The organism is Streptomyces sp. NPDC012510 (assembly GCF_042955065.1).
GTDB lineage: Bacteria > Actinomycetota > Actinomycetes > Streptomycetales > Streptomycetaceae > Streptomyces.
In genome coordinates, this window is the sequence record NZ_JBIBEN010000006.1 from 144821 (window position 1) to 171368 (window position 26548).

Below are 26548 nucleotides of genomic sequence, written 5' to 3' on the forward strand. Positions count from 1 at the left end.
ACTTCCTGGCTCTTGGCCAGGGCATCCCCTTCCTGCGTGCCATGTGCCCAGGCGGCAAGATAGGTGCGGCCCCCCTACCGCACGACGGTCACCTGCGGAATCTCAGGGCTGTCCTCGGAGTACCCCAGGTTCGGTTCGTCGAGGATCGCTGTCGGCACCTGATACCGAGCGCTCGTCCACCGCACCTTGCCCGTGGCGCTGTCGCGCGCCTCGACCGCGTATCCGTCACCGGACCGGAGGATGTACGCGACCGTCTCCCCGTCGGTCGTCACCGGCATCTGCGACTCGGTGCTCTCCGGAACCCAGTCGACTTCCTGATCCCAACCTCTGGCTCCGTCGTACGCGGAGGGCAGGGTGAGCTTCTCCAAGGAAGGGGCCGCCGTGCCGGAACCCTTGTCGCCCTTGCCGGTGTCCGAACCGCCGTCACCATCCGAGCTGCATCAGGCGAGCAGCATTCCTGTCAGGGGGCATGGCCACGGCCACGACTGCCTTCGTCCTGTACATCTTCTGTTCCTTCTCGTCGCGTGGGGAGTTCTCGCCGGCACCGACTGCCTTGGGCGATCTTCGCACCGAGCGTCGCTCGAACGTCAGCCGTTGTACGCCTCCACCACCGGTACCGCCTTCGCCCGGTGACTCCCCTGCTTGCAGCCCGCGAACGGGCCCGTGGCGGAGCGGAGTTCGGCGAGCACGGGCCCGAGGTGGTCGCGGTGCCAGACGGCGGGGCCCGAGGCGCCGGCCGCCGGGTCGGTGCACTCCTGCCAGGCCAGCCACAGGCCGTGCAGCCGGGCCACCGCCTCCAGGTGCTCCCACCAGCGCGGGCACCAGGGCTGCTGGGAGGTGACCTCGCGGCCGTACACGGGCAGCAGGAGGTCAGAGACCCACAGGGCCAGGTTGCGCATCTCCTCGGCGTAGTCCTCGCCGTCCAGGTAGAGGATGAACAGCGGTGCGTCGGCTTGTTCCTGAGCGGTGGTCACTGGTGGAAGGCCTTCTCTGCGGCGCGGGCGGTGATGGCCTTCACTTCGGCCTGGGCGGCGGCCTGGATACGGTCGGCGCCCGGTTCGGCGTACCAGGGGCGGAGCCTGACCATGGCGGGCTTGATGCCGGTGGCCAGCAGCAGCGCGGTGCCCTTGGGGAGGGCGCGGATGCGGTCGGCGGGCAGGATGCGCTCCAGGCGGTAGGAGGTGGAGCGGGAGCGGCCGTCCTTGCTCCTGGAGTAGCTGACCGTCGACACGTCGTGCTCGCCGACCAGCCGGGACACCTTCTCCACGAAGTCCGCGTCGTCGAGGCCGGCGCCGAGGAGCTTGATGGTGGCGGCGCCCCACAGGGCGTCCATCCCGGCCTCGCCCCAGACCCGTACGCCCTGGCGGTAACTCTGCAGCAGCGTCACGATGTTGATGCCGCGGGAGCCGAGGTGGGAGTAGAGGTCGGGCAGGTCGGAGATGCGGCAGACGTTGGCTGCCTCGTCGAGGATCGCCGTCATGGGCGGGTCGAGACGGCCGCCCATGCGTTCGGCGGCGACGACACCGGCGCGCAGCACCGAGTCCGCGGCGGCCGCGATGACGCCCGCGGCCGAGCCACCGCCGTCCTTCGACAGCAGATACAGGGTGTCGGTGGAGAGCGCGTGCTGCTCCGGGATGAACTGCGGCATCTGCGGGTCGGGGGTCACCCAGGCCGCGATGGCCGGGTCGAGGAGGCAGGCCGCGCACTGGCGTGCGGTCTCGTAGATGCCGTCCCGGGTCTCCACGGCGCCCTGGATCGTGCCCTGTAGTTGGTCGGCGAGGGCGGGCATGGCCGCGTCGCGCAACAGGTCGATGGGGGTGCGGTCGGCCGGGTCGGCCAGCCAGGCCAGGACTTCGTCGATTCCGCGCCCGCCACGGTTGGCCGCGTGGAAGAGCGCGGTGAGCGTGTTCTGCGCCGCCGAGATCCAGAAGTCCCGCTTCGAGGCGTCGTCGTTGACCGCGCCGACGAAGTGACCGGCGAGACGGCGGGCGCCCTCGATGGTCGCGGCGTCGGCGAGCATGTCCCACCACATGCCGCGAGGGGTGTGCGCGATGCCCTGTGGGTCGAACACCCAGACCTGGCCCGTACGTTCGCGTTCCGCGCGGGTGACGCTGTAGACGTCCGCCTTGTTGGAGGTCAGCAGGACGCTGCCCTGGGCCCGCAGGACGCGGGGTACGGCGATGCCGGTGGACTTTCCCGCGCGTGGTGCCATCAGGTCCAGCTCTACGTCCTCGTAACTGGAGCGCAGCTCGGGCCCGCCCGGCTCCAGATTGCCCAGGAGGTTGCCCGTCTGGTCCGGCTCCAGCTTGGCGGACTTGGCGAGCGAGGGGCGCAGGGCGCGCGCCCGCTCGGCCGCGCCCTTGGGGAGCATGCCGGCCAGTTCCTTGCGGCCGGCGAGGCCGTCGGGGCGCTTGACGCGGCCGCGCACAAGGATGATCAGGGTGATCACCAGCGCGACGAACATCCCGAAGACGGTGGCGATACCGGCCGTCACCGCGCCACTCGACGCGGTGGGCCACAGCTCCTGCGGGCCGTCCTTGACCAGGGTCGCCAGGGTCTCCAGTGAGAACGGCGGCGGGTTCCAGCCCGCGCCGGACACGGCAGCGCCAAGTGTGCCGCCCAGCCAGGCGCCGGCGAAGGTGCCGCCGACGAGGACGGCCACGCCCGGGATGATCCAGGGAAGCAGGTCGTCACCGGAGGACTGACCTTTGCGTGCCGGGCGCGTGCTCATCTCGACGCCTCCGTGGGCTTCTTGAGGTTCAGTGCGTTCCCGGTCCATCGGGTGTTGGTGTTGTGCAGGTTGCGTTCGGTCTCCGTGATGGACACCTTGATGGGGATGCCGGGACGGCCACCGACCTTGATCAGGAAGCGGCCTCGGCCCGGCGGCTCCTCGTTGCCGCCGGTGCTGGCCCAGCCGGGCGGCGAGGACCAGGACGAGACCAGCTCGATCTCCCGCTCCGACATGCCGACGATCTCGCCCAGCTCGCGCATCTCGGTGCGGGGCAGCCCTGCGCACACGACCATTCCGGCCCGCTCGACGAAGCCGCGCGCCTTGGCCCGGTCGGCCTCGCTGCCGAGGGCCTCCGCGTCCTTGAGCGTGTGGGTGATCTTCGCGTCTCCCAGCCCCAGGGACCGGTTGAGACGGGTGAGGGCGTCGATACGTTCGACGATGCCGGAGGCGGCGCGCAGGGGTCGCCACAGCTCGTCGAGGACGGTGAAGAACCAGCGCTGGGGGGCCAGGCCGGCGTCCGCGAGGGCGTGGGCGGCGGCCACCGTGCCGAGGCCGTCCGACCAGGCCGCCAGCATCGCAGCGGCGGTGAGCTGGGTGTCCGCCTCGCCGATACGGGAGATGTCGACGCAGACGGCGGGCGAGGCGGGGTCGATACGGGTCGAGGTCTCGGACGCGAAGGTGTCTCCCAGGGGGCCGTCCAGGACGCCGAGGAGCGAACGGTGGAGGGGGTCGACCGCCTCCTGGTAACGGGCGTCGTCGCCACGGTCGAGAGTGACCGCACGAACGCGGTCCGGGCCCTCGTCCAGCACCCTCAGCAGATCGGGCAGCAGAGGCGCCCGGCCCGGCTTCGTACGCTCCGTCAGATGGTGCAGACAGGCGGAGAGGACGGACTGCTCGTGGTCGTCCATCGGGCGGCCGCGGACGATGGTGATGAGCGCCGCGACCATGTTCAGGACGCGGCCGTGTGCCTCCGCCGCCAGGACCCGGCCCCGCTCGCCGCCTATCCGCTCCGCCGCCTCGCCCATCGCTCCGGGGTCCAGGACGTTGATGCCGCCGACACCTCGGCCGATGGAGATCACCTGGCCGCCGAGCGCCCTTACGGTGTCCGCGTAGTCGGGCTTCAGGTCGCCCAGGACGAGCGGCGTGATCCCGGTCGCCGACATGCCGATCAGCATCCGGTTGACCAGCGTGGACTTGCCGAGGCCGGGCATGCCGAGCATGAAGAGGGAGGGGTTGGAGATGTAACGGGCGCGGGTGAACCAGGAGATGGGGTCGCCGCACACGGTCGCACCGGTGTGCAGATGCTGGCCGAGCGGTACGCCGGTCATGGGAGCGCCCGATCCAGCCGCGAAGGGCCAGAGGCCGCACGCCTGCACGGTGGTCGCCCGCCACATCGAGGGCGGGTCGACATGGCCGACCTGGCCGCCGCCCGGCCCGTACCAGCCGCGCGGTGGTGCCATGGCCGGGCGCGGCGGTCGCTGCTGCTTGCCCTTGCTCACAACGCCTCCCTGACCTGGTACGGAACGAGGGTGTGCTCCCACGGGAGCAGGCCGACCGGCAGGGTGCAGGTGAACGCCGACGCCTGCATGCGGTCGGCCGGGCGCATCAGGATGCGCGAGGACGCCTGGAGATTGCGGACGGTGATCGACGCGTCCGGCAGCTCCTGCTCGCTGTCGACGGTGACAGTCACCATCAGGGAGAACTCCACGAGGCCCGCACCGGCCGCTTCCTCGGCCGCGGTCTGCTCCGCCGCGCGCACCTCGGAGGTGGCACGCGCCTGGACCAGGCCGCCCCGCGAGCTCGCCATGAAGTGGGCGGAGCGACGGTCGGACTCCACGATCCGGGCGGAGGTCGCCGGGTCGATCGGCCGGTAGATCAGCGAGACCCGCTTGCGGCGCGTGCCTGCGGCCGGTTCCAACAGACCCCGTAGGACGCTGGAACGGACGGTGCCCCGTGGCGCCAGGGTCAGCATCCAGGTGCGCGAGACACCGGAGTCGTGCTTGTACGCGTTGACGGTCTCCACCGTGGCCGCGGGACCGGCGTCCTCCCACTCCAGGCCGGTGGTGGAGTGCTCGGCGCGGGCACTGAGCACGTCCGGGGCGATGGCTGGGTCGTAGGCCACACGGACGACCTCGGCGAGACGTTCGGCCGACAGCGGGTACGCGGATCCGCCACCGGCGGCGACAAGGCCGGACAGCAGGCCGGGAAGCCGCATGGACAGGTCGGTGATCACATCGTCGACGTCACGCCTGGGGCCGCCGGTCGGACCGTAGGTCAGCGCGATGTAGGTGTGCATTTCGGAGGACGCGGACGGGTAGCGCTGGACGACCTCCTCCATCACGGCGCGGGCCGCGGCGGGGGCGTCCGGTGAGATACGGGGGAGGACCTCGGCGGCGAGGCGGGTGCCGGTGTCCGGAGCGGTCTCGACGACGACCTGGGCACCGCGCAGACCGGGCTCGTGGGACAGCCTGGACAGCCAGTCGCCCCAGGACGCCACCCAGACGTCGACCTGCTCCGGGTCCACCAGCGAGCCGCCGTCGGGCTCGCAGGCGAGCACCACGGTGTAGAGGTTGCGGCCCGGGTGGTGGATCACGCCGAACGCACGGTCGTAGGCGTCCCGGCCCTCGTGCATCTTCGTACGGGCGAGCAGACCGGGGGGCTGGAAGCGGCCTCCGGGGCGGCGGGAGAGCGGGCCGGACACGTAGGTGGTCGAGCCGTTGGCCTTCCGCTTCATCCAGCCGATGCGGATGGCGAGAAGCTGGTAGATGTTGCGGCCGTCCACCGTGCGCAAGGCCAGCGGGGCGAGGAAGAGCCCTACGGGGACAAGGACGGCGATGGCGGCCATGAGGGAGACGAGCGAGGCCAGCAGCGCCACCAGGAGTCCGCCGAAGGCGACGACGGTACCGAGGAGGCCCAGCGGGCCGAATCCGGGGCGACGAGGGCGCCGCCAATTCCCGTACGTGGGACGCGTCATGGCGTCGGAGGACATGGGGTTTCCTTCTTCCGGCTTGCACGGCGTTATGGCTGGCACAGAGAGGCGAAGCCGGGCCAGGAGGGTTCCCGGCCCGGCAAGGACCGGTGTCGGCGGTCCAACGTGGTCATCGGTTCCGACGGGTTATTGGTTGTGCCCCTTCATCCCGTCGTTGTCATCAAGGGAGTTGGCCACCTCGCTCGCGGCGGCGATCGTGGTCTGCGCGGCTACCGCTGCGGCCTGGACAGCCACGGACGCCCCACCCGTCGCGGCGCCTGCGGCCGCTCCGGCTGCGGCACCACCGCCGGCTCCGCCCGCACCGGCTCCGCCCGCACCTCCAGCGGGGGTGCCGGCTCCGGCGGATGGAGAGCCCTTCGGCCCGGACCCACCGGCCTGAGGTGTTCCGCCACCGCCACCGCCCCCGGACCCTCCGCCCGCACCACCGGCGATGCTGACCGCGCCGCTGGCCACGTTGTTGACGGCGTTGAGGGTGACCGTGCCGCCGGACGTGCCGCCCAGAGCGGCGGTGGCCGGGACGATCAACTTGAGCAGGGCGGGCAGGGCGAAGACGGAGAGGATGAGCATCCCCATACCGGCGATGGTCTTCTCCAGGTCCTTCGTGTCCCTGGTCATTGCGGTGGCCGAATAAATGATCAGAGCCGCCGCCGGTTTGTACAGCAGCCAGGCCGCTAGCCAGCCGATGTGCTTCTTCCACCAGCCCTCGCCCCACCCGGTCATCGAGGAGACAGCGGCGAGCGGCAACGTACCGACCAGCATGATGAGCACGCCGATGCGTATGTACATAAGGCAGATCTGGACGAAGGACGACAGCATGACCAGCAGTCCGAAGACGAGGACGAGACCAGGTGAGGACAGGTAGGTCACGCCGAGAAGCGTGGTTGCCGTATCGCCGAGATTGGACTTCGCGTAGACGTCCTTGGCGTAGGCGTCCGAGGCGGTGGAGAGCGCCTGCACCGTGGGAACCGCGAGCCCTCCCACCAGGAGGACTTTCCACATGCCCATGAACGCCTGCTTCATGGGCTCGCCTCGCCGGTCGAGGGCCATCTTTATCGCCGCGATGAGAAGGCTTGCCACGGCCACGTAGCCGACCAGCCAACCGGTCGTGTCGTAAATGTCGGTAATGGGCTTGTCCGGCTCTTCGAGCCTGACCTCCATCCAGATACCGTTAAGCACCTGGAGCGTCTCCGACGCGGCGGTACCGATCGCCTTGGCGAAGGCCTCCACGGCGCCGCCCGCAGCGGTCTCACCGACCTTTTCGAAGGGGTATTTGATGCCGTCCTTCAGGCATTGCAAGGGCGCGTCGAGACAGTCCGCCATCTCATGTCCCCCATGTGATGAAGCCGTTGGTCCCGTCGGTGTATGACACGCCGCCATAGATCGTGCCGTCGGGGTCGGGGAGCACCTTCCAGTCGCCGTCCTGCCAGCGCAGTGTCACGGAGAGGGAGCCGTACCTGTCAACGCTCGGAACGCGCCCCAGGATCATCACCGTCGATTCCTTCTCGTTGTACGCGAGGACGGTGAAGCCGGCGAAGGTTTCCTCACTCGGTTGGCCCGCAGCCGACTCTTTTTGTTGCTTTGAGCGTTTGGCGATGTACGCGTCCCGTCCCGCACCCGGGACAACTTGCCGTTCGACGACCTCGCGCCAGCCCTCAAGACCGAAGTTGTTGGTGATGGCGTGGGCCGCGAACACCGCCCCCATCGGGGTGTGCGCGAAGCAGGACCACACCGGCCCGTCGAACTTGAGGGGCCCGGCGGACTTGGAGACCGGCACCAGGGTGGTTCCGCCGGCCTTCCAGTACATGTCCTTGGGAGCCGAGGTCGGCTTGTCCTGCTCGCTGTCGTCGGTGCGGCACCCGGCGGGGCGGTCGTTCTCGTTCCCGCTCTCGTCGCCGTCGGAAGCCGTGGCGGTCGGGGCAGGGGAACCGGAGGCCTCCGATGAGTCGTCGCCGCTGGTCATCAGGGTGACGGCGGCAAGGACGACCAGCACCAGCAGGAACCCGGCCGACAGGATCCAGCCCCGTTGCTGCCAGAACGGCTGCTCCCACTCTCCGCTGCCCCCGCGGGACCGGCCGGAGTTCACCATGGTGGTACTTCCTCTCTGTCCTGGCCCTGGCCGGATCAGCTGAAGACGAAGGTCACGACCGGGCCGGCCGAGGCCACCAGGACACAGCCGCCGAGGACCATGCCGAGCCGGCCCATGTGCTCCGAGCCCTCGCCGCGGCGCATGGAGATCGCCATCATCGCTCCGGTGATCAGGACGCCGGCCACACCGGCCGCTGTGCCCACCCAGGCCAAGAGGCCGAGGACGGTGTCGACCTTTTCGGTGAGCGCCCCCGGGGCTTCCTTCTTGGGGTTCGGAACGTCGCCGTTCGGTGGGGGGTCAGCCGCCAGGACGATGTGCTGGTGGGCCTTGTGGGCAAGGGACTTCAACATTGTTTCTCCCCGATACGGTCGGCTGCCGGGCCGACGGCTTTCTTGCAGGTTCGGTGGGCCGACCGGTCCTGAGGCCGGCCCGTGGTGGCGAAGTGAGCTTGGCCGTGGAAATCCCGTAACACCAAGGGCTGTACGGAATCTCCAACAGGTAATGGCATGTTCGTGACAATTGCCGGAGGTGACGCCTCGGCACGGTCACTCAGGGACGTACCAGAAATTCGCCACTTCCAGGAACGTCACGATGGGCCCCGCGCAGGCTCCGATGACACACGCGCCCAGCACGATGAGGTACTCGCGCAGATGCTCCTCGGCGTTGCCCGTCTTCAGCGCGACGGCCATGCGGGAGCCGACGATCAGTAGGCCCGCCACGCCTGCAGCAGTGACAAGCCAGGCGATGTAACCGAGGACCTGGTCCAGCCCCTTGGTGGTTTCCGCCGGGGGGGTGTACGCCAGGGTGGCCCACGTAAGTCCGGCGTTCATCGGTCACTCCTCGTGTGTGTCTCTTGTCCAGGCGGAGTGACCAGGGCTGCGAGCCTGGCTGTCTCCCGTGGCGGAGGGGCGGTGAGATCCCCTGTCCGCCAGGCGGGCACCCAAGGCACCCGGTGGATCTCGATCGCCGAACCGATCACCTTGATGCGCTGGAGCAGTTGGCGGGGCAGGCGCCCCGGCGCGTCCGCGACCAGCACCACGGCGACGAGTTCAAGTCCCGGTGGCTGCTCGCCGCGGCGGAAGAGATCGAGCGTCCACGACACCGCCTGCAGACCGGCCGCGTGCGTACGGGCCACCAGAAGCACGGAGTTCGGCTCCCCTTTGTCGGGGCGGGGCCAATTACGCCCGGCGTCGATTCCGCCGAAGACAGCGGCCAACGTCGAGGCGCCCGCTCCGCCATGCGCGGCCATCCAAACCAACCGGTGTGGAGTTGCGTGCACTTCGGCGGCGAGTGGAGCGGGCGCCGGTTGCTCGGGTGTGGTGACCGGCCCTCGAAGCCAGATCTCCGGTCCGCTCGGGGTATTCCCCTGCACCGCCAACTCCCCCTCAAGTCCAATCAGCGGCTTACGGTTTGATCATCTCTGATGGCAGAGTGGCGGGTGACGCCACTGGACACCTTGGGACAGTTTCGTGACCGGGTGGTTACTTACGCGAAGGTTGTCGCCCGTGAGACTCAAGTGGCCGCACCACATTACAACTTGACGCTGAGGGGAGCGGATGGCGCAGAACGGGGGAGGCGCCACGGCTTGGGTCGTGGGTGGCGGCGTCGCGATGGTCTTCGTGCCGCTGATCATGATGGTCGGTGTGGCTGGTGGAGATGACGCCGCAGCCGAGGGAAGCGCCGTTGGCGGAGGCCTCAACGACGGCACGGTGCCTGCCCAGTACGTCCCGTGGGTCCTCAAGGCCGGAGCGCAGTGCGACGCGATCAAGCCGGCCGTCATCGCGGCCCAGATCGAGGCCGAGTCCGGCTGGAATCCCAACGCCAAGTCACCGGTGGGTGCCGAAGGACTGTCCCAGTTCATGCCCGGAACCTGGAAGACCTGGGGCAGGGACGACGACGGCAACGGCAGCGCGTCGCCGTACGATCCGGGTGACGCCATCATGGCCCAGGGGCGCTACGACTGTGCCCTCGCAGAGGACGTCGAGGGGTACAAGAAGGCCGGGGTGGCCTCCGGCGAGACCCTCGACCTGACGCTCGCCGCCTACAACGCCGGCCCAGGGGCTGTCGAGCAGTACGGCGGTATACCTCCGTACACCGAGACCCAGAACTACGTCGCCCGCATCAAATCGCTGATACCCAAGTACGAGTCGGTCGACGACCCGCAGGGCGAGATCCCCGAAGGTCAGCGGATGGCCATGCCTCTACCCGGCGACCCGATCGTCACTTCTCCCTACGGCATGCGTATGCACCCGACTTTGCACGTTCGCAAGCTACACACCGGCATCGACCTCGCGGCCCCCGCGGGCACGCCGTTCCGAGCGGCCAGGGACGGCAAGGTGACCTTCGCGGGATGGTCCAACGGCTACGGCAACCGAGTGGTCATCTCGCACGGCACCATCAACGGCAAGAAGGTCACCACCACGTACAACCACATGATGGCCATCAGCGTCTCCGTGGGGCAGCAGGTGAAGGTCGGACAGCGGGTCGGGGCGGTCGGCTCCACGGGCTTCTCGACCGGCCCGCACGCTCACTTCGAGGTCACGGAGAACGGGCAGTACGTCGATCCCGCACCGTGGCTGGGGCTGAAGTAGTGGAAGCGGGACGAATAGTGGGTGGCGGGGCCCGGCGCGAGAAGGAATCTCGGGCGGGTGGGGCCGCCGTCGGGACATATGAGAGGGACGTCATGCGGACGGCCGGAACCCGGGTGCGACAGCGGACGTCAACGGTGTCATGGACACGGGCGAACCGTTCCGGACGCGTGCCGAGCAGGGCCGTGGCCGGGCTGCTCGCGTCTGCCACCGGCCTTGTCCTGCTGGCGGGTTGTGGACTGCCCGATCACCGGCAGGGCCCGACCGGACAGGGCGGCCCATCGGCGTCGGCGGAGCCCTCCTTCACTCCCAAGGCGCCGGTGCCGTCTGGAAAACCGTTGGGCCCCGACGCACACGTGCCCGATCCGGGAGCCGTGGACGACAGCGACCCGACCGCGGTCTCCAAGGCGTGGGCCGAGATGACGTACAGCTACGACACCAAGTACGACACGAGTCCGCACGACGCCGGGCTGCGGGCGGTCCGCTGGTGTTCGAAGCGGAAGGCCGACGCCGAGCGGTCCTACCAGTCGGCCAGCGGCCCCGGAGCCGACTGGAACACCTGGGCCCGGCACCGGGCTTGGACCACGGTGACGGTGAGCATCGAGTTGGAGGACGACTCACCCAAGGACGGCAAGAAGGTGGCGTACCGCTCGCTCGTCGTGGAGGGCAAGGCCCACGGCCGGGATGGCTGGACGGGCCACGGGCCGCGGCTCACCGCGTATACCAAGCTGGTACGTTCGTCCGCCGGCGAACCGTGGCGTGTGGACGACGTCATCGTGGTCGAGGCTGTGGCACCGCCGAGCCCCGAGGAGCCGTCGGCCTCGGCTGCCGACCCGTCCGCCCAGTGAAGGAAGCGATGTCCAGATTCAGCCGCGGCGAGAAGAAACGACAGCGGATCCAGCCCGGGGCGGGAGAGGCCTCTACACCAGGGCTTAAGCCCATCGAAGTCCATGTGTCCGTGGACGGGCAGGCGACGGTGGGCGGCATGCCCGTCGTCGCGGGCCCCGGCGAGAGCGTGCAGGGCGCGGTCCTGAACTATCTCCATCGCCTGGTCCTGGCCACGGGGTACGCGGTCGCCGCCACGGTCCACGATGAACGCATCGGGTTCCGCACACCACTGCAGGTCATGGCCGACGGGTCCAGCCGTTTCACCGGCGAGCCGAAGCGGTTGGCAGCGGGCGCGACGGCCGCGACGAGGCCGCCGACGGTGGGCCCGGTCGGGAGTACGGCGGAGCAGGGCGTGGGGCCTCGACAGTCTGTGGACGCGCAGGCCACCGTGGCGCCGCAGGAACAGCGAGAGCAGGACACGAACGGGACCACACGGCTGCTGCGGGTGGCACCAGGTACGGCCGCACCATCGGCTGGGCCGGCCCATGAGGTCGCGCCCGCGCCCACACCTGTCGATGGTGAGCACGTGTCAGCCGGAGCACAAGCATCCGTTCTGACTTCTGGTCCGGCGTCGGAGGCGGTTCCCGAGCTGACACCAGCCGATGCCCCGCCCGCGCCACCCGCAGCGACGGCGGTACCGGCCACTGCCTCCCCGGTATCCGCTCCGGCGCCCGAGGTCCCCTTGACACCTCATGCGGCGCCGTCCCCCGCCGCCGACCACGCCGTCGCCCCCTCCCTTCTCGCCGAGCCGGTGCTGCGGATCAACGAAGCCCTGCAGATGGGCCGGATCGAGACGGCGGCAGCGATGGCGGAGCAGACCATCGCATCGGCGACGAAGACGTTGGGCAAGGAGCACCCGGAGGTCCTTCAGCTCCGTGAACTCGCCGCCTACATTGCATACTTGGCAGGCGATGCGCAGCGCTCCTTCACTGCGTCCATGGATCTCGCCAAGATACGTATGCGGCGGCGGGATACGCGGGCCTACGCCAATGTGCAGAGTGCGGCCGCCGCATGGCGAGCTGTGCGGGATCCGTCTCTGGGGCTGGCACTCGGGCGTGAACTCATGACCCTTTGGAGTGAGTTGGTCAACGAGGGCGGCCCGGCCTCAGTCGACGCCCATCAGCTCGAGGCGGCCCGCGCCCGCATGGACCGTCTCGCCGAACGCGCACGCGTCTTCGCGGACGACCCTTACGCACGCAAGCCCTACGGCCACTGACGCTGATGCCCGCCACCGCTGGGCGACGCGTTCGCGCGACCGATGGTGGGTGCCGCCGCCCGTCCTCGCCCCAGCTCGCTCCAGGCGAGCTGCGGCGAGGGGCAGCAGGGGTGAGCTGGATTCCGTGGTTTCTCCTCATCTGCGTCCGTCTCACCGCAGGCTGGCGGTGCCGGGACTTCGGTGTCCAAGGCAGCGGGACTCCATCGCAAGGGAAGGGCTCAGGGGGCCCCTGGCTCGCAGAGCGCCTCGAACAAGCAGGCCGGCAGGACGACCGGTTCCGCGCCCTGGCGGGTACCCCGGCAACCCGGCCCGACACCGCCGGGGAGCAATACCAGCGGCCCGAAGCGCTGATCCTTCGCCGCACGGGCGGGTGGAGCTGTGGGCCGGGCATCTGGGACGTGGCTGTGACGTCATGGTGACGTGAAATGGTGGAGCTGACGGGAGACTTGGCACCAAGCGCGTGGGGCCGGTTCCCCCGGCACATCACAGTGAGGGAACAGATGCGTCGACCCAGCCGAGACAAGAAGCGGGAACAGAAGCGCTCGGCGTCCTCTGCCGCCCCGGCGTCGGTGGCGGTGCCGGTCGACGTCCATGTCCCCGTGGCGGGCCCGGGCGTGGGCACTGCGTCGATCGGCGCCGTGCCCGTCTTCGCGGCCGACGGAGAGGAGATCCAGGATGCCGTCCTGCGTCATCTCCACCGCATCGCCCTTGCCACCGGTCACCCCGTCCATGCCACGGTCCACGATGAGCGCATCGGGTACGTCGTGCTGTTGCGGGTGTGCGCGGACGGGGCCAGTCAGTTCGCGGGGGAGCCGGTGCGGATGGATTCGGCGGCGCCGATGGGGGAGCCGGTGCGGATGGATGAGCCGTGGGGTGACGCCGCGTCGAGGGACGAACGGCGGGCGGCTGCGGCTCCGGCCGTAGCGGCGGTCGCGCCCGAGGCTGTCGCCGAGTGCCCCTCGGGGGCTCCGGTCGCAGCCGTGCCGCCGGTCGCCGCCGTGCCTCCGAGGGCTCCCCAGGCACCGCGTCGTGACAAGCCGACCCACGCACTCCGTGCCGTTCCGGAGTCGGCGATGCCGGAACCGGCGGTCGAGCCCGAGGGGGTGTCCGCGCACCGGGCCGCGCCTGAACCGCGGCACGAGTCCGAGGTACGGCCCGTGCCGAGCCCGGCGGCCGAGCGGTCCGCTTCGGCCGGAGGGGTCGCTCAGGAGTCCGCCCCCGCTGTGCTGCCCTCTCCTCAGGCGGCTCCTCCGGCCGCGCCGCCGGTGGCGTCCCAAGCCCCGTCCGCGCGGACACCGCTGGGCGGGCCGGGACCGGTCGATCCCGCTCCTCGGCCCAGGCGGGAGCCGAGCACGATGCGGCTGTCGGCCGCGAAGCCGGCGGACACGTCGGAGACGGTCGCTCCTGCCGTACTCGAGCGACTCGCGCGACCCGAGCGATCCGAGCGACCTGGGCGAGAGCCCCGGACGATGCCGCTCACGGCGGCCAAGGAAGGACAGCCGGAGTCGGTGGCCGGTGGTGTCGCACCGTCGACGTTCGTCCTGCGTGCCGTTCCGGAACCGAAGGCCGGACCGCTCGCGCGGTCCGGCCCCACGCCGGGCCTCCCCTTGACGCTCCCGGGTATCCCGGTGACGGACGACCACCACACGCCTCCGGCACCCGAAGCCGCCCGCGACGAGGCCTGCTCCACCGGCACCGTTTCACCACCCACAGGTGAGTTCGGCCCGGTCACAGTGCAGCCCATCCCCACCCCCACCCCCATCCCTGTTCCCGAACCGCACCAGGACCCGGCATGGTTGACCCCGCCGACCTGGCAGCAGGACCGAGGCGCGCACCCGGAGCCCCACCAGAACACCTCGACGACCCCGGTGCCCGGCCCCGTCTCACTGGAACCGCAGCCGTGGCCCCCGGCCATGCCTCCGACCCCGCGGCCCGCCTCCATGCCCGCCGTGCCCCAGGAGTCCTTCCACGAGGTGACACCGGAGCCGACTGCGCCGCAGCCCGTTGACGCGCCCACCACCCTGGCGCCTCCGGAGGAGTCCGCAGCCGAGCCCTACTCCGCCCCCGAGTGGAAGGTGGTGGAAGAGGACCCCGGCCCGAAGCCCGCCCCCGTGCGCGAGTTCGCGGTCGCCGAGGCCGTGCTGGACCCGGAGGAGACGAGTGGTGACGCCGCCTCCCCCTTCGCGGAGCCCATGTCACGCATCAACGAGGCCGTGAAGCTGGGGCGGATCAATGAGGCCGCGGAGATGGCCGAGCAGATCGTGTTCCAGGCGACTGAAGTACTCGGCCCTCAGCATCCGGAGGTCCTGCGGATCCGCGAACTCACCGCCTACATCGCCTATCTGGCCGGTGACGCACTCCGCTCGTTCCACGTCTCCCTCGACCTTGCCGCCCTACGCCACCGCCTGCACGACCCACGTGCCGCGTACGGCAACATCCAGAGCGCCGCGGCGGCCTGGCGCGCGGTCCGTGACCCGCTCCAGGGGCTCCACCTGGGCCGCGATCTCATCACGGTCTGGACCGAACTCGCCGCCGCCGACGGCCCCGCCGCCGATGATCTGGAGCAGTTGGAGAAGGCCCGTACCCGCATGGGTCGCCTCACCGAACGGGCCCGCGCCCTCGACGCGGCCCCTTACGGCAGGAGCCCACACGCTCATGGTCAGTGACCACGACCACGACCGAGGACGAGGACGAGGAGCGGAAGCCCGACGGATCGCCGGAGCTGAGCAGAGCTCCGGACCCACGTCCGTCGCCGTAGCCGCCCGCCGCCGATCTCCGAGTCCGACATCCGCCCCCGTCGGCCGTCCGCGAGTCGAGGTCTACGTCAACGAGCTCACCGGCACGATGAGTTGGCGCACCACGAGGCAGCCGGTGAGCGGCAGGGCGCCTGGGCGGCATCGGGGAACCGGCCGCGGAACTCCCGAAGCGGTCCCCCGAAGCGCCTACGCCGCGGCCCTCCGCTCCGCCGGACTGGACCCTTCCCGCGCCCCCGCGGAGGGTGCGGCCCCGATCCCGACGCACCCCGCGGCCGTACGTGCCGCCCTGAGCGTCGACACCGCGTCGCTCACCCCCGAGCAGCGACAAGGCCACCTCGCCCGACTCGGCGCCCTGCGCTCCGGAGTGACCGCCGATCTCACGCACGGCACACACATGCCCACCCCGGTCGCGTCCCGCCTCCGATCGACGAGCGCGACCCCGGCCCACGCCCACGCGCTCACACCACACCACACCGCGACGGCGACCCGCCCGCCGGTGTCCTCACCGATGCCCCGAGACCCCGCCCACAGGCCGACGCGGTAACCGGCCGACCCGCACACCCGGGGCCGCCCGCACACACCCGGGGCCCCACACCCGGGGCCGCCCCCCCAGACACGCCCGGGGTCGGCCGCGAACGCACGTCCCGCAGGCCGACCCCGGAGCCACCTCACCTACAGAGCACCGCCTGCGCGGAGCCGCCCTTACTCCGACAGCTCCCACACCGCGTACGCCAGCGCATCCCCGTTGCGGTCCAGCGCCGTGTCGTTGATGTTGGACGTGGTGTCGCAGGAGGAGTGGTAGCAGCGGTCGAACGCCCGGCCCGACGTGCCGCCCCACTTCGCGACCTGCGCGGCCGTCTTGGTGCGGCTCGCCCCCGTGAAGAGGCCGCCGACCGGGACCCCGGCGCTCTTGAACGGCGCGTGGTCGGAGCGGCCGTCACCCTCGGTCTCGATCTCCGTGGGAACGCCGATCCCCGTGAAGTAGTCCTTGAAGGTCTGCTCGATGACGGGGTCGTCGTCATAGACGAAGTACCCGGGGTTCGGTGAGCCGATCATGTCGAAGTTGAGGTAGCCGCTGATACGGGCCCGGTTCGCGGACGACAGGTTGTTGACGTAGTAGCGCGAGCCGACGAGGCCCAGCTCCTCCGCGCCCCACCACGCGAACCGCAGGTGCTTCGTGGGCTGGTAGTTCGCGCGGGACACGGCCAGCGCGGCCTCCAGCACGGCGGCGGATCCCGTGCCGTTGTCGTTGATGCCGGGGCCCGAGGAGACGCTGTCCAGATGTGAACCGGCCATGACAACCTGATTCGGGTCGCCACCGGGCCAGTCCGCGATCAGGTTGTACCCGGTGCGACCGCCGGACGTGAAGGACTGCACGGTGGTGGTGAAGCCCGCCGCGTCGAGCTTGCCCTTCACGTAGTTCAGCGACGCGGTGTAGCCGGCGCGGCCGTGTGCCCGGTTGCCGCCGTTCGCCACGGCTATGGACTGGAACTGCGTGAGGTGCGCCTTGACGTTCGCCACCGGCAGGTCGGGCGCGGCGGCCACCTTCACGGGCGGCGTGGCCGCTCCCTGGGCGGCGGGGGCCGCTCCGGCCATCGATCCGGTGGTCAGCAGCGCGGCAGCCGCCACGACGGTGGTGACGGCGGCCCGCCCCGGTCTGCGGCCGGCGGACATCGGCTTCGTCTTCGGCACGGAGAGCTTCATGTGGGGCTCCGAATTCCATAGGGACCCCATGGACGGCTGGTGGCCGACCCATGGCGCGTCCACAGTGAATGAGGTGCCTGGATGGTGCTGGCGGTACTGACTCTCCGTCAAGAGCGCTATTCGGTCATGGGGTTCGCCAAGGGAAGGCTTCGACGTCCGCGTTTTTTTCGACGTACGTGTTCTCGTCTGCGCCCGAGTTGTCGTTCGTGTCCGTGTCCGTGTCCGCGTTCGTGTCTGTGTCCGTGTCCCTGTCCGTGTCTATGTCCGCGTCCACGGTCCGGGGCGCGTCCACGACCTGTGTCACCTCCACGGCCTGTGTCGCCGCCACGACCCCCACCGTCCCAACCGTCTCCACGGTCCCGACGCACTGCGCGGCGCTCACCCTCTCCAGCCGCCGCCGCGCCACCCGCGCCGTTCGCAGCGCGTCCCACGTCAGCAAGGACAGGGCCAGCCACACCAGCGCGAAGCCCGCCCACCGCTCCGGCGGCATGGCCTCGCCGAAGTACAGGACACCGAGCAGGAACTGGAACACCGGCGCCAGGTACTGCAGCAGCCCCAGCGTGGACAACGGCACCCGGATCGCGGCCGCCCCGAAGCAGACCAGCGGCAGGGCGGTCACCAGACCGGTCGCGGCCAGCAGCAGGGCGTGCCCCGTGCCCTCCGGGCCGAAGGTGGAGTCGCCCCGCGACCCCAGCCACAGCAGGTACCCCAGCGCGGGCAGGAACTGGATGGCCGTCTCGGCGGCCAGCGACTCGATGCCTCCCAGGTTGACCTTCTTCTTCACCAGCCCGTATGTGGCGAAGGAGAAGGCGAGGCAGAGGGAGATCCACGGCGGCCGACCGTATCCGACGGTGAGGACGAGGACGGCGGAGAAGCCGACACCGACCGCCGCCCACTGGACGGGCCGCAACCGTTCCTTCAGCAGGAGGACACCGATGGCGATGGTGACGAGGGGGTTGATGAAGTAGCCGAGGGAGGCCTCGACGACCTGCTCCGTGTTCACGGCCCAGATGTACACGCCCCAGTTGACCGTGATCACCGCCGCCGCGACCGTGATCAGACCGAGCCGGCGTGGCTGCCGCAGCAGCCCGCCGGCCCAGGACCATCGACGCAGCACCAGCAGTGCGAGGCCGATGAACGCGAGGGACCAGACCATGCGGTGGGCGAGTATCTCCACCGCGCCCGAGGGCTTCAGCAGGGGCCAGAAGAGCGGGACGAGCCCCCACATCCCGTACGCCGCGAGGCCGTTCAGCAGTCCTATTCGGTGTTCGCCCCTCGACTGCGCCGCCACGGCCCCTCCTCGTCACCCGGCCGCACCGCCGCGACCCCGGGCCAGACGAAGGTAACGCCGACCGCCCCCGGCTGTCATACCCGTATCGCGATACGGTCATGACAGCCGGGGGGCGGTCGGCTGGCCCGGACGCGCGCCGGCCCACGACTCATGGCCCACGGCAGCAAGGGGCCGTCCACGGCCCACGGCAGCAAGGGGCTGCCCCCACGCCCCGGCGGTCAGCCGATCGAGCCGATCGAGCCGATCACCCCGTTCGCGCCGTTCACGCCTTCAGCGCCGCCGCGATCGACTCCGAGAGCGGCGTCGTCGGGCGACCGATGAGGCGGGAGAGGTCGCCGGAGGGGACGACCAGCTCGCCCTTCTCCACGGAGGCGTCGACGCCCGCGAGGATCGCGGCGAACGGCTCGGGGAGCCCCGCGCCGGTGAGGATGCCGACGTAGGCGTCGACGGGCACCGGGTTGTTCGCTATCTCCTTGCCGGTCTGCTCGCTCAGCTCCGCCGCGTACTCGGCGAAGCTCCAGGCGGTGTCGCCGCCGAGCTCGTACGTCTTGCCCTCGTGACCCTCACCGGTCAGTACGGCGACCGCGGCGGCCGCGTAGTCCGCGCGGGACGCGGACGAGACGCGGCCCTCACCGGCGGCGTGGGTGACGGCGTTGTACTCCAGCACCGGCGCGAGCTGCTCGGTGTAGTTCTCGTGGTACCAGCCGTTGCGCAGCAGCGCGTACGGCAGACCCGAGGCGAGCAGCACCTCCTCGGTGCTCCGGTGGTCGTCGGCGAGCGCGGCGGTCAGTGAACCCGGCGCGCTGGTGTACGCGAGGAGCGAGACGCCCGCAGCCTTGGCGGCGTCGATGACGACCTTGTGCTGACCGGCACGGTCGGCGCCGACCTCGCTGCTGGAGATCAGCAGCACCTTGTCACCGGCGGCGAACACGCCGTCAAAGGTCTCGGGGGCGTTGTAGTCGGCGACGGCGATCTTCACGCCGCGTGCCGCGAACCCGGCGGCCTTCTCCTCGCTGCGGACGACGGCCGTGATCTGCTCGGCCGGGACCTTCTCCAGCAGCCCCTCGACGACGAACTTGCCGAGGTGTCCGGTCGCTCCGGTGACGACGATGCTCATGTTGAAACTCCTCCAGGGGGCGAGTGCTGTACTAACCCTAGGAGGGGCGCTAACTCATCGAAAGTACCCACTTTGAAGTAAGGTACTGGCATGCCCGTAAGTGAGAAACCGGACGGTGAGGCGATGTGCCCCCACCGCCTCGTCCTGGAACATGTCACCAGCCGCTGGGGCGTCCTCGTCCTGATTGCGCTGCTGGAACGGTCGTACCGCTTCGGTGAGCTGCGCCGGGCCGTCGGCCGCGTCAGCGAGAAGATGCTCACGCAGACCCTCCAGACCCTGGAACGCGACGGCCTGGTTCATCGCGACGCCAAGCCCGTCATCCCGCCCCGTGTCGACTACTCCCTGACCGACCTCGGCCGCGAGGCCGCCGAGCAGATCCGCGCCCTGGCGGCCTGGACGGAGCACCGGATGGCCGCCGTGCAGAAGGCCCGCGCCGCGTACGACGAGGCCCGGGCCTGAACCGGCCCGGGCCTGACGCGAAGCGAACCCACCGTGCCCAGCCGACACCCTTGACCGGCCGAACCCAGCCAACCCCGCTCAGGCGACCGGGCTCAGCAACCCCGCTCAGCGGCCCTGCTCGGGTCGGCCCCGCTCAGCCGACCACCGTCCACGTGTCCCCGCCCGCCAGCAGCGACGACAGGTCGCCCTTGCCGAACTGCTCGATGGCGGAGTCGAGTTGGTCGGCCATCTGGGTGTCGTAGACGGGCCGTTCCACGGATCGGAAGACACCGATGGGGGTGTGGTGGAGGGTGTCCGGGTCGGCGAGCCGGGACAGGGCGAAGGCGGTGGTCGGGGACGCGGCGTGGGCGTCGTGGACCAGGATCCGCGACTCGTTCTCCGGAGTGACGGTGACGACCTTCAGATCACCGGTCACCTCGTCCCGTACGACCCCGCGCGAGCCGTCCGCCCCGAACAGGATCCGCTCGCCGTGCTCCAGCCGGATCACGGCCTCCTCCGCCTGCTGCCGGTCCTTGAGGACCTCGAAGGCGCCGTCGTTGAAGATGTTGCAGTTCTGGTAGATCTCGACGAGCGCCGTGCCCGGATGGGCGGCGGCCTGCCGCAGCACCTCGGTCAGGTGCTTGCGGTCGGAGTCCACCGTCCGCGCCACGAACGACGCCTCCGCCCCGATGGCCAGCGACACCGGGTTGAAGGGCGCGTCCAGCGATCCCATCGGCGTCGACTTGGTGATCTTCCCGACCTCGGACGTCGGGCTGTACTGCCCCTTCGTCAGCCCGTAGATCCGGTTGTTGAAGAGGAGGATCTTCAGGTTGACGTTGCGGCGCAGCGCGTGGATGAGGTGGTTGCCGCCGATGGACAGGGCGTCGCCGTCGCCGGTGACGACCCACACGGACAGGTCACGCCGCGACGTGGCGAGCCCGGTCGCGATCGCCGGCGCCCGCCCGTGGATGGAGTGCATCCCGTACGTGTCCATGTAGTACGGGAAGCGGGAGGAACAGCCGATGCCGGAGACGAACACGATGTTCTCCCTGGCCAGGCCCAGTTCGGGCAGGAAACCCTGCACGGCGGCCAGGACCGCGTAGTCACCGCAGCCGGGGCACCAGCGCACTTCCTGGTCGGACTTGAAGTCCTTCATGGACTGCTTGGCCGCGGCCTTGGGCACGAGGGAGAGCGCCTCGATCGTGCCGCCCGTGCCCGCACCTTCCGTGGACCTCTCAGCCATCTCAGCCATCAATGGCCTCCTTGAGCGCCGTGGCGAGTTGCTCCGCCTTGAACGGCATACCGTTCACCTGGTTGTACGAGTGGGCGTCGACCAGGTACTTCGCCCGGATGAGCGTGGCGAGCTGCCCTAGGTTCATCTCGGGGATCACCACCTTGTCATATCGCTTCAGCACGGCGCCGAGATTGCGCGGGAAGGGGTTCAGGTGCCGCAGATGGGCCTGCGCGATGGACTCCCCGGCCGTACGCAGCCGTCGTACCGCCGCCGTGATCGGCCCGTACGTCGAACCCCAGCCCAGCACGAGTGTGCGCGCCTCGTGCGGGTCGTCGACCTCGACGTCCGCTACGTCGATGCCGTCGATCTTCGCCTGGCGGGTGCGGACCATGAAGTCGTGGTTGGCGGGGTCGTAGGAGATGTTGCCCGTGCCGTCCTGCTTCTCGATGCCGCCGATCCGGTGTTCGAGCCCGGGGGTGCCCGGGATCGCCCAGGGGCGGGCGAGGGTCTGCGGGTCGCGCTTGTAGGGCCAGAAGACCTCGGTGCCGTCGTCGAGGAGGTGGTTGGGGCCCTGGGTGAACTGCACGGTCAGATCCGGGAGTTCGTCGATCTCGGGGATGCGCCAGGGTTCGCTGCCGTTGGCGAGATAGCCGTCCGAGAGCAGGAACACCGGGGTGCGGTACGTCAGCGCGATACGGGCGGCCTCGATCGCTGCGTCGAAGCAGTCGGCCGGGGTGCGCGGCGCGACCACCGGCACCGGGGCCTCGCCGTTCCTGCCGTACATCGCCTGGAGCAGATCGGCCTGCTCGGTCTTGGTCGGCAGTCCGGTGGACGGTCCGCCGCGCTGGATGTCGATGACGAGCAGCGGCAGTTCCAGTGAGACCGCGAGCCCGATGGTCTCCGACTTGAGCGCCACGCCGGGACCGGAGGTCGTCGTGACCGCCAGCGACCCCCCGAAAGCGGCCCCCAGCGCCGCGCCGATGCCCGCGATCTCGTCCTCGGCCTGGAAGGTCCGTACGCCGAAGTTCTTGTGCCGGCTCAGCTCGTGCAGGATGTCCGAAGCCGGAGTGATCGGGTACGAGCCCAGATACAGCGGCAGATCCGCCTGCCGGGAGGCCGCGATGAGCCCGTACGACAGCGCCAGGTTCCCGGAGATGTTCCGGTACGTGCCGACGGGGAAGGCGGTGGCGGCCGGCGCGACCTCGTAACTGACCGCGAAGTCCTCGGTCGTTTCCCCGAAGTTCCACCCGGCGCGGAACGCGGCGATATTGGCGGCGGCGATGTCCGGCTTCTTGGCGAACTTGCTGGTCAGAAACTTCTCGGTGCCCTCGGTCGGCCGGTGGTACATCCATGACAGCAGGCCGAGCGCGAACATGTTCTTGCTGCGCTCGGCCTCCTTGCGGCTGAGGTCGAACGCCTTGAGGGCCTCGACGGTGAGAGTGGTCAGCGGCACCGGATGCACGCTGTAGCCGTCCAGCGACCCGTCCTCCAGCGGACTGGTCGCGTACCCGACCTTCTGCATCGCCCGTTTGGTGAACTCGTCCGTGTTGACGATGATCTCCGCGCCGCGCGGTACGTCGCCGATGTTCGCCTTCAGGGCGGCCGGGTTCATGGCGACGAGCACGTTGGGCGCGTCACCGGGGGTGAGGATGTCGTGGTCGGCGAAGTGCAACTGGAAGCTGGAGACGCCCGGGAGGGTGCCGGCGGGGGCGCGGATCTCGGCGGGGAAGTTCGGCAGGGTGGAGAGGTCGTTTCCGAAGGATGCCGTCTCGGAGGTGAAGCGGTCACCGGTGAGCTGCATACCGTCACCGGAGTCCCCCGCGAACCGGATGATCACCCGATCGAGTCGACGGACGTCCTTCGCGGACGCCGGTTTGCGCTGTTCCCTCAGTTCTCCCAGAGCGGGCTCGTCGGCCTGCTCCGCTGGGCTGCTGACCTGGCTGGTCACTGAACTTGACCTCCCTTGAGGCGGCTGTCCGGGAACGGCCGTCCCACCGGCCCTCCCAAGACCAACCCTACGTCGGCGAGGGTGGCCTTCCCTCGTCCTTTCGTCTGATGGACGCTGTTTTGAGATCACCGGGCGCCCCGACTTGCCAGGCTTCGCCCGACCCGTCGCCCCCTGGGCCGAGGGGTCGACGGGGTCGACGGGGTCTACGGGTTCGACGGACTAACGGGCCGACGGGGGTGACGGGGTCTATGAGGTCGGCGGGGCGGTGGGGTCGGCGGGGTCTATGAGGTCGGCGGGGTCGATTAGGTCGACGGCGTCCATAACTGACACGGTGTCAGACGATCATGTATTGAGATAGGTGAGCACCGCCAGCACCCGCCGGTGGTCCCCGTCGCTCTGGGACAGCCCGAGCTTCAGGAAGATGTTGCTGACGTGCTTCTCGACCGCTCCGTCGCTCACCACGAGCTGTCGCGCGATCGCCGAGTTCGTCCGCCCCTCCGCCATCAGCCCCAGCACCTCGCGCTCACGGGGGGTGAGCCCCGCGAGCACGTCCTGCTTCCGGCTCCGCCCGAGCAACTGCGCGACCACCTCCGGGTCCAGCGCCGTACCCCCCTGCGCGACCCGCACCACCGCGTCCACGAACTCCCTCACCTCGGCGACCCGGTCCTTCAGCAGATACCCGACGCCCCGACTGGACCCGGCGAGCAACTCGGTGGCGTACCGCTCCTCCACGTACTGCGACAGCACGAGCACGCCCAGCTCCGGATGCGCCTTCCGGAGCTGTACGGCGGCCCGTACGCCCTCGTCCGTGTGCGTCGGGGGCATCCGCACGTCGGCCACCACCACGTCCGGGAGGTCGTCCTGTGCCGCGAACTCCGTGATCGTCTTGATCAACGCGGCCCCGTCACCGACGCCAGCGACGACGTCGTGCCCCCGGTCGGTCAACAGCCGTGTCAGCCCCTCCCTCAACAGCACCGAATCCTCGGCGATGACCACCCGCACCCTGTCCTCCACGCCTCGTCCCCCCACGGCACCCACGCCACGCCACGCCACAACCACCCACCCCCGACCGACCGCCGTTCGCGGCCCGGCCTGGTCCCTGCAACAGCTCCAGCATTCCAGCTTCGCGAGCCGGAGGCGTTGTACCGGCGGGAAAATAGGGGCAGGTAGACGCGATGACGTGGCCTGCCGCGGCCTTCCTCCTGGGGACAGGGGGTTTGTCCCGGCCGGACGGCGGCTGAGACAGGGTTCCCGAAGGGCGGCGGAACTCGTGGAGGGGCGGGTGCAGAGAGCAGTAGGGGGTGGGGGGAGACGGGAGGCGGAGGACGTCCCCGCGTAGGCGGCGTTGCTGGGAACGAAACGAGAACCCGGCGGGGCCCCACCGCGCCCTGGACCCCGCCGGAGCCGGATGCCGCCGTGGGCAAGAGGCGGATGCCGCCGGCGGGCGAAGGCGGATGCCGCCGACGGAGGAACGGAACGCGCGTCCGGGAGCAGACCCCTGGACGCGCTCAGCAGGCATCCTTCAGGGCGGCACACGGCTCGCCGACGGCCCCCGGCCCCCGGCCCTCGGCCCCCGGCCGACGGCGGGTCGGTTCGCTCATGACCCCCGGGCTGCGGCGGCTCGGCTCGGCTCGGCGACGGCTTTCGGGCTGCGGCGACTCGACGGCCCCGGCCGCCAAAGCGGCCGCGCGGTTCCCTTCCTGCCATCGGGTGGCCAGATCGCCGGGCTGTCGTGCGGTTCGCTCCCGGCCTTGCCGTCAGGCCGCCGGGCTGTCGGGCGGTTCGTGTCCTGCCACCGGGTGGCCAGATCGCCAGGCTGCTGCGGTTCGCCCCAGCCCTTGCCGTCATGCCTGTCGGGGCTGTCGTGCCGTTCGCCTCCTGCACACGGGTGGCCAGATCGCCAGACTGTCGTGCGGTCCCCTCCCACCAGGCAGCAACCGTCAGGCTGCCGTGCGGCGCGGGCCCTCGCCACCATCAGGTCCAGCCCCCTCACACGGCGCGCCAAGGCAACTCCGCCGTCACGCGGGTCGGGCCCCCGGCCGGTGAGTCGACGACGAGGATGCCGTCGACGGCGCCGATGCGCTCGGCGAGGCCCGCCAGGCCGGAGCCGCGGCCGGTGTCGGCGCCGCCCAACCCGTCGTCGATGACCTGGAGCATCAGCCGGTCCTCCACCTTCCACACATCCACGGTCGCCCGCGAGGCCCTCGCGTGCTTGCTCACGTTCTGCAGCAGCTCGGACACCGTGAAGTAGGCGATGCCCTCGATCGCCGGCACCGGACGCGTGGGCAGGTCCACCTCCACCACCACTGGGACGCCGCACCGCGAGGCGACCGCCGACAGCGCCGCGTCGAGCCCCCGGTCCGTCAGCACCGCCGGATGGATTCCCCGCGCCAGGTCCCGCAGCTCCCGCAGCGCCGTTTTGACCTCACCGTGCGCCGAGTCCACCATCACCGCCGCCGCCCGTGGGTCCTCCGCCAGCTTCTCCTTCGCCAGCCCCAAATCCATGGCCAGCGCCACCAGCCGCGCCTGCGCCCCGTCGTGCAGATCCCGCTCGATCCGCCGCAGATCAGCCGCCGCGGTGTCGACCACGACCCCCCGGTCCGACTCCAGCTCCACGACCCGCGCCCCCAGCCGCGACGGTCCGAGCAGCGCACCCACCAGCACCCGGTCCACCGTCGTCAGCCCCCGCAAAATCCACGGCGTGGCCATGGTGAAGAGCAGTCCCACCAGCGCGGTCACGGTCACCTCGAACGGGTTGTCCAGATACACGGAGTGCGTCTCGTCCCCGTACAACTGCAACCCGTCCTGCCCGGCCCACACGGGAAAGACCCAGAACCACAACGGATAAGTCAGCAGCGCCCAGCCGTACGCCCAGAAGTTCACCGCCACCACGAACGAGAACACCGACCACGGGAACAGCACGACCGTGTACAGAAGCTGCCGCCACGACGCCCCACTGCGCAGCACGGCCCCCATCCAGGCCATCGCCCCGCGCCCCCGCATCCGCAACGGCTCCGGCGCGGCCACCTCCACCCCGAGCAGCACGCGCGCCCGCGCCCGCTCCATCGCACCGAACGCCCGGCACCCGGCCAGCCCGGCCGCCAGCACCGGCACCCCGAGGAACGTGACCAGCAGACCCACGCCGAGCGACAGCATCGTCACGGCGTACGTGAACAGCACGATCCCGATCGGCAGCCCCAGTACCACGTACCCGAACTCCCGCCAGCTGCGGGCCTCGAACGGCGCCCGCACACCGGCCGGCACCCGATGCCGCCGCTCCTCGCCCCAACCCCCGTAGCCGTCCCCGTACTCCGTGGCCATCACCGTCGCCGCCTTCGCTCGTCCCGCACTCCGGATGTCGTACTCCCACAGTGCTCGCCCCGCCCTCACCCGGACCATGGAGCAAGTAGGCGTCTGCATACGGGGGTTTTCCCCACCCACCCACCCAACCCCGCGCCCCAAAGCAGCACGAGGACAACGCGAGCAACCACAACGAACCGCACCCCGCACCCCGGTGCAGCACCTTCATGGCGGTGAGGCGCGATAGGGGCGCGGGGAACTG

Annotated in this window: 22 protein-coding genes; 5 read left to right on the forward strand and 17 right to left on the reverse strand. The window is 70.3% G+C overall.

What is annotated here, in order from left to right; translation table 11 throughout:
- Window positions 1-74: 74 nt before the first annotated feature.
- The 10 genes from ACFY9I_RS13280 to ACFY9I_RS13325 form a co-directional block, all read right to left on the reverse strand.
- Window positions 75-368 carry a hypothetical protein gene (locus ACFY9I_RS13280; protein WP_391000752.1) on the reverse strand — a complete coding sequence of 98 codons (294 nt, stop codon included), beginning with the start codon at window positions 366-368 and terminating at the stop codon, window positions 75-77.
- A gap of 219 nt (window positions 369-587) precedes the next feature.
- Window positions 588-974: a DUF4913 domain-containing protein gene (locus ACFY9I_RS13285; protein WP_391000754.1), complete on the reverse strand. Its 387-nt coding sequence runs from the start codon at window positions 972-974 to the stop codon at window positions 588-590.
- Complete coding sequence (locus tag ACFY9I_RS13290) at window positions 971-2731, reverse strand: TraM recognition domain-containing protein (RefSeq protein ID WP_391000757.1); 1761 nt, start codon at window positions 2729-2731, stop codon at window positions 971-973. Before ACFY9I_RS13290 ends, ACFY9I_RS13285 begins: the two co-directional genes overlap by 4 nt.
- The gene (locus ACFY9I_RS13295) at window positions 2728-4191 is read right to left on the reverse strand and encodes an ATP/GTP-binding protein (RefSeq protein WP_391001441.1); all 1464 of its coding nucleotides are present in this window, start codon (window positions 4189-4191) and stop codon (window positions 2728-2730) included. The genes ACFY9I_RS13290 and ACFY9I_RS13295 overlap by 4 nt, the downstream gene beginning before the upstream one ends.
- Before the next feature lie 35 nt (window positions 4192-4226).
- Window positions 4227-5720 carry an SCO6880 family protein gene (locus ACFY9I_RS13300; protein WP_391000760.1) on the reverse strand — a complete coding sequence of 498 codons (1494 nt, stop codon included), beginning with the start codon at window positions 5718-5720 and terminating at the stop codon, window positions 4227-4229.
- Window positions 5721-5846: 126 nt separating this feature from the next.
- Complete coding sequence (locus ACFY9I_RS13305; RefSeq protein WP_391000763.1) at window positions 5847-7040, reverse strand: hypothetical protein; 1194 nt, start codon at window positions 7038-7040, stop codon at window positions 5847-5849.
- A gap of 1 nt (window position 7041) precedes the next feature.
- Window positions 7042-7806 carry a hypothetical protein gene (locus tag ACFY9I_RS13310; RefSeq protein ID WP_391000766.1) on the reverse strand — a complete coding sequence of 255 codons (765 nt, stop codon included), beginning with the start codon at window positions 7804-7806 and terminating at the stop codon, window positions 7042-7044.
- A gap of 35 nt (window positions 7807-7841) precedes the next feature.
- A complete protein-coding gene (locus tag ACFY9I_RS13315) occupies window positions 7842-8156 on the reverse strand; it encodes a hypothetical protein (RefSeq protein ID WP_391000768.1) in 315 nt (104 codons plus the stop codon).
- A gap of 195 nt (window positions 8157-8351) precedes the next feature.
- Window positions 8352-8636, reverse strand: a complete 285-nt coding sequence (locus ACFY9I_RS13320) for a hypothetical protein (RefSeq protein ID WP_391000771.1) — start codon at window positions 8634-8636, stop codon at window positions 8352-8354.
- Window positions 8633-9055, reverse strand: a complete 423-nt coding sequence (locus tag ACFY9I_RS13325; RefSeq protein WP_391000774.1) for a DUF6668 family protein — start codon at window positions 9053-9055, stop codon at window positions 8633-8635. The genes ACFY9I_RS13320 and ACFY9I_RS13325 overlap by 4 nt, the downstream gene beginning before the upstream one ends.
- Before the next feature lie 307 nt (window positions 9056-9362).
- Here ACFY9I_RS13325 and ACFY9I_RS13330 point away from each other — a divergent pair, with 307 nt between their 5' ends.
- From ACFY9I_RS13330 to ACFY9I_RS13345, 4 genes are all read left to right on the forward strand, one after another.
- Entirely contained in the window at window positions 9363-10397 is a 1035-nt protein-coding gene (locus tag ACFY9I_RS13330; protein ID WP_391000777.1) for a peptidoglycan DD-metalloendopeptidase family protein, read from the forward strand.
- Window positions 10398-10564: 167 nt separating this feature from the next.
- A complete protein-coding gene (locus tag ACFY9I_RS13335; protein ID WP_391000779.1) occupies window positions 10565-11242 on the forward strand; it encodes a hypothetical protein in 678 nt (225 codons plus the stop codon).
- Between the two features lie 8 nt (window positions 11243-11250).
- Entirely contained in the window at window positions 11251-12498 is a 1248-nt protein-coding gene (locus ACFY9I_RS13340; protein ID WP_391000782.1) for a tetratricopeptide repeat protein, read from the forward strand.
- 500 nt (window positions 12499-12998) lie between these two features.
- A complete protein-coding gene (locus tag ACFY9I_RS13345) occupies window positions 12999-15164 on the forward strand; it encodes a hypothetical protein (protein ID WP_391000784.1) in 2166 nt (721 codons plus the stop codon).
- A gap of 792 nt (window positions 15165-15956) precedes the next feature.
- On the opposite strand, the gene ACFY9I_RS13350 is transcribed toward ACFY9I_RS13345, so the two are convergent.
- The 3 genes from ACFY9I_RS13350 to ACFY9I_RS13360 all read right to left on the reverse strand — a co-directional run bounded on the left by ACFY9I_RS13350 (window position 15957) and on the right by ACFY9I_RS13360 (window position 19366).
- Entirely contained in the window at window positions 15957-16958 is a 1002-nt protein-coding gene (locus ACFY9I_RS13350) for a M28 family peptidase (RefSeq protein WP_391000787.1), read from the reverse strand.
- Window positions 16959-17082: 124 nt separating this feature from the next.
- A complete protein-coding gene (rarD, locus tag ACFY9I_RS13355; protein ID WP_391001444.1) occupies window positions 17083-18186 on the reverse strand; it encodes an EamA family transporter RarD in 1104 nt (367 codons plus the stop codon).
- Between the two features lie 325 nt (window positions 18187-18511).
- Entirely contained in the window at window positions 18512-19366 is an 855-nt protein-coding gene (locus ACFY9I_RS13360; RefSeq protein ID WP_391000789.1) for an NAD(P)H-binding protein, read from the reverse strand.
- 90 nt (window positions 19367-19456) lie between these two features.
- On the opposite strand from ACFY9I_RS13360, the gene ACFY9I_RS13365 reads away from it, so the two are divergent.
- Window positions 19457-19825, forward strand: coding sequence for a winged helix-turn-helix transcriptional regulator (locus ACFY9I_RS13365; RefSeq protein WP_391000791.1), 369 nt, complete (start codon window positions 19457-19459; stop codon window positions 19823-19825).
- Window positions 19826-19958: 133 nt separating this feature from the next.
- Here ACFY9I_RS13365 and ACFY9I_RS13370 read toward each other — a convergent pair whose 3' ends face one another.
- From ACFY9I_RS13370 to ACFY9I_RS13385, 4 genes are all read right to left on the reverse strand, one after another.
- Window positions 19959-21047, reverse strand: coding sequence for a thiamine pyrophosphate-dependent enzyme (locus ACFY9I_RS13370; protein ID WP_391001447.1), 1089 nt, complete (start codon window positions 21045-21047; stop codon window positions 19959-19961).
- A gap of 1 nt (window position 21048) precedes the next feature.
- On the reverse strand, window positions 21049-22986 hold the full coding sequence (locus ACFY9I_RS13375) for a 2-oxoacid:acceptor oxidoreductase subunit alpha (protein WP_391000794.1): 1938 nt from the start codon (window positions 22984-22986) through the stop codon (window positions 21049-21051).
- A 342-nt stretch (window positions 22987-23328) separates the two neighbouring features.
- The gene (locus ACFY9I_RS13380) at window positions 23329-23988 is read right to left on the reverse strand and encodes a LuxR C-terminal-related transcriptional regulator (RefSeq protein WP_391001450.1); all 660 of its coding nucleotides are present in this window, start codon (window positions 23986-23988) and stop codon (window positions 23329-23331) included.
- 987 nt (window positions 23989-24975) lie between these two features.
- Window positions 24976-26307: a sensor domain-containing protein gene (locus tag ACFY9I_RS13385; protein WP_391001453.1), complete on the reverse strand. Its 1332-nt coding sequence runs from the start codon at window positions 26305-26307 to the stop codon at window positions 24976-24978.
- Between the last annotated feature and the right edge of the window lie 241 nt (window positions 26308-26548).

Bases quoted from the DNA above. Each gene is read 5' to 3' on its own strand.
- ACFY9I_RS13350 (WP_391000787.1), bottom strand. From the start codon at position 16,958: ATGAAGCTCTCCGTGCCGAAGACGAAGCCGATGTCCGCCGGCCGCAGA.
- ACFY9I_RS13385 (WP_391001453.1), bottom strand. From the start codon at position 26,307: ATGGCCACGGAGTACGGGGACGGCTACGGGGGTTGGGGCGAGGAGCGG.
- ACFY9I_RS13325 (WP_391000774.1), bottom strand. From the start codon at position 9,055: ATGGCCGCGCATGGCGGAGCGGGCGCCTCGACGTTGGCCGCTGTCTTC.
- ACFY9I_RS13330 (WP_391000777.1), top strand. From the start codon at position 9,363: ATGGCGCAGAACGGGGGAGGCGCCACGGCTTGGGTCGTGGGTGGCGGC.
- ACFY9I_RS13370 (WP_391001447.1), bottom strand. From the start codon at position 21,047: ATGGCTGAGAGGTCCACGGAAGGTGCGGGCACGGGCGGCACGATCGAG.
- ACFY9I_RS13305 (WP_391000763.1), bottom strand. From the start codon at position 7,040: ATGGCGGACTGTCTCGACGCGCCCTTGCAATGCCTGAAGGACGGCATC.
- rarD (WP_391001444.1), bottom strand. From the start codon at position 18,186: ATGTGGGGGCTCGTCCCGCTCTTCTGGCCCCTGCTGAAGCCCTCGGGC.
- ACFY9I_RS13290 (WP_391000757.1), bottom strand. From the start codon at position 2,731: ATGAGCACGCGCCCGGCACGCAAAGGTCAGTCCTCCGGTGACGACCTG.
- ACFY9I_RS13365 (WP_391000791.1), top strand. From the start codon at position 19,457: ATGCCCGTAAGTGAGAAACCGGACGGTGAGGCGATGTGCCCCCACCGC.
- ACFY9I_RS13295 (WP_391001441.1), bottom strand. From the start codon at position 4,191: ATGGCACCACCGCGCGGCTGGTACGGGCCGGGCGGCGGCCAGGTCGGC.
- ACFY9I_RS13310 (WP_391000766.1), bottom strand. From the start codon at position 7,806: ATGGTGAACTCCGGCCGGTCCCGCGGGGGCAGCGGAGAGTGGGAGCAG.
- ACFY9I_RS13360 (WP_391000789.1), bottom strand. From the start codon at position 19,366: ATGAGCATCGTCGTCACCGGAGCGACCGGACACCTCGGCAAGTTCGTC.
- ACFY9I_RS13320 (WP_391000771.1), bottom strand. From the start codon at position 8,636: ATGAACGCCGGACTTACGTGGGCCACCCTGGCGTACACCCCCCCGGCG.
- ACFY9I_RS13345 (WP_391000784.1), top strand. From the start codon at position 12,999: ATGCGTCGACCCAGCCGAGACAAGAAGCGGGAACAGAAGCGCTCGGCG.
- ACFY9I_RS13315 (WP_391000768.1), bottom strand. From the start codon at position 8,156: ATGTTGAAGTCCCTTGCCCACAAGGCCCACCAGCACATCGTCCTGGCG.
- ACFY9I_RS13300 (WP_391000760.1), bottom strand. From the start codon at position 5,720: ATGTCCTCCGACGCCATGACGCGTCCCACGTACGGGAATTGGCGGCGC.
- ACFY9I_RS13340 (WP_391000782.1), top strand. From the start codon at position 11,251: ATGTCCAGATTCAGCCGCGGCGAGAAGAAACGACAGCGGATCCAGCCC.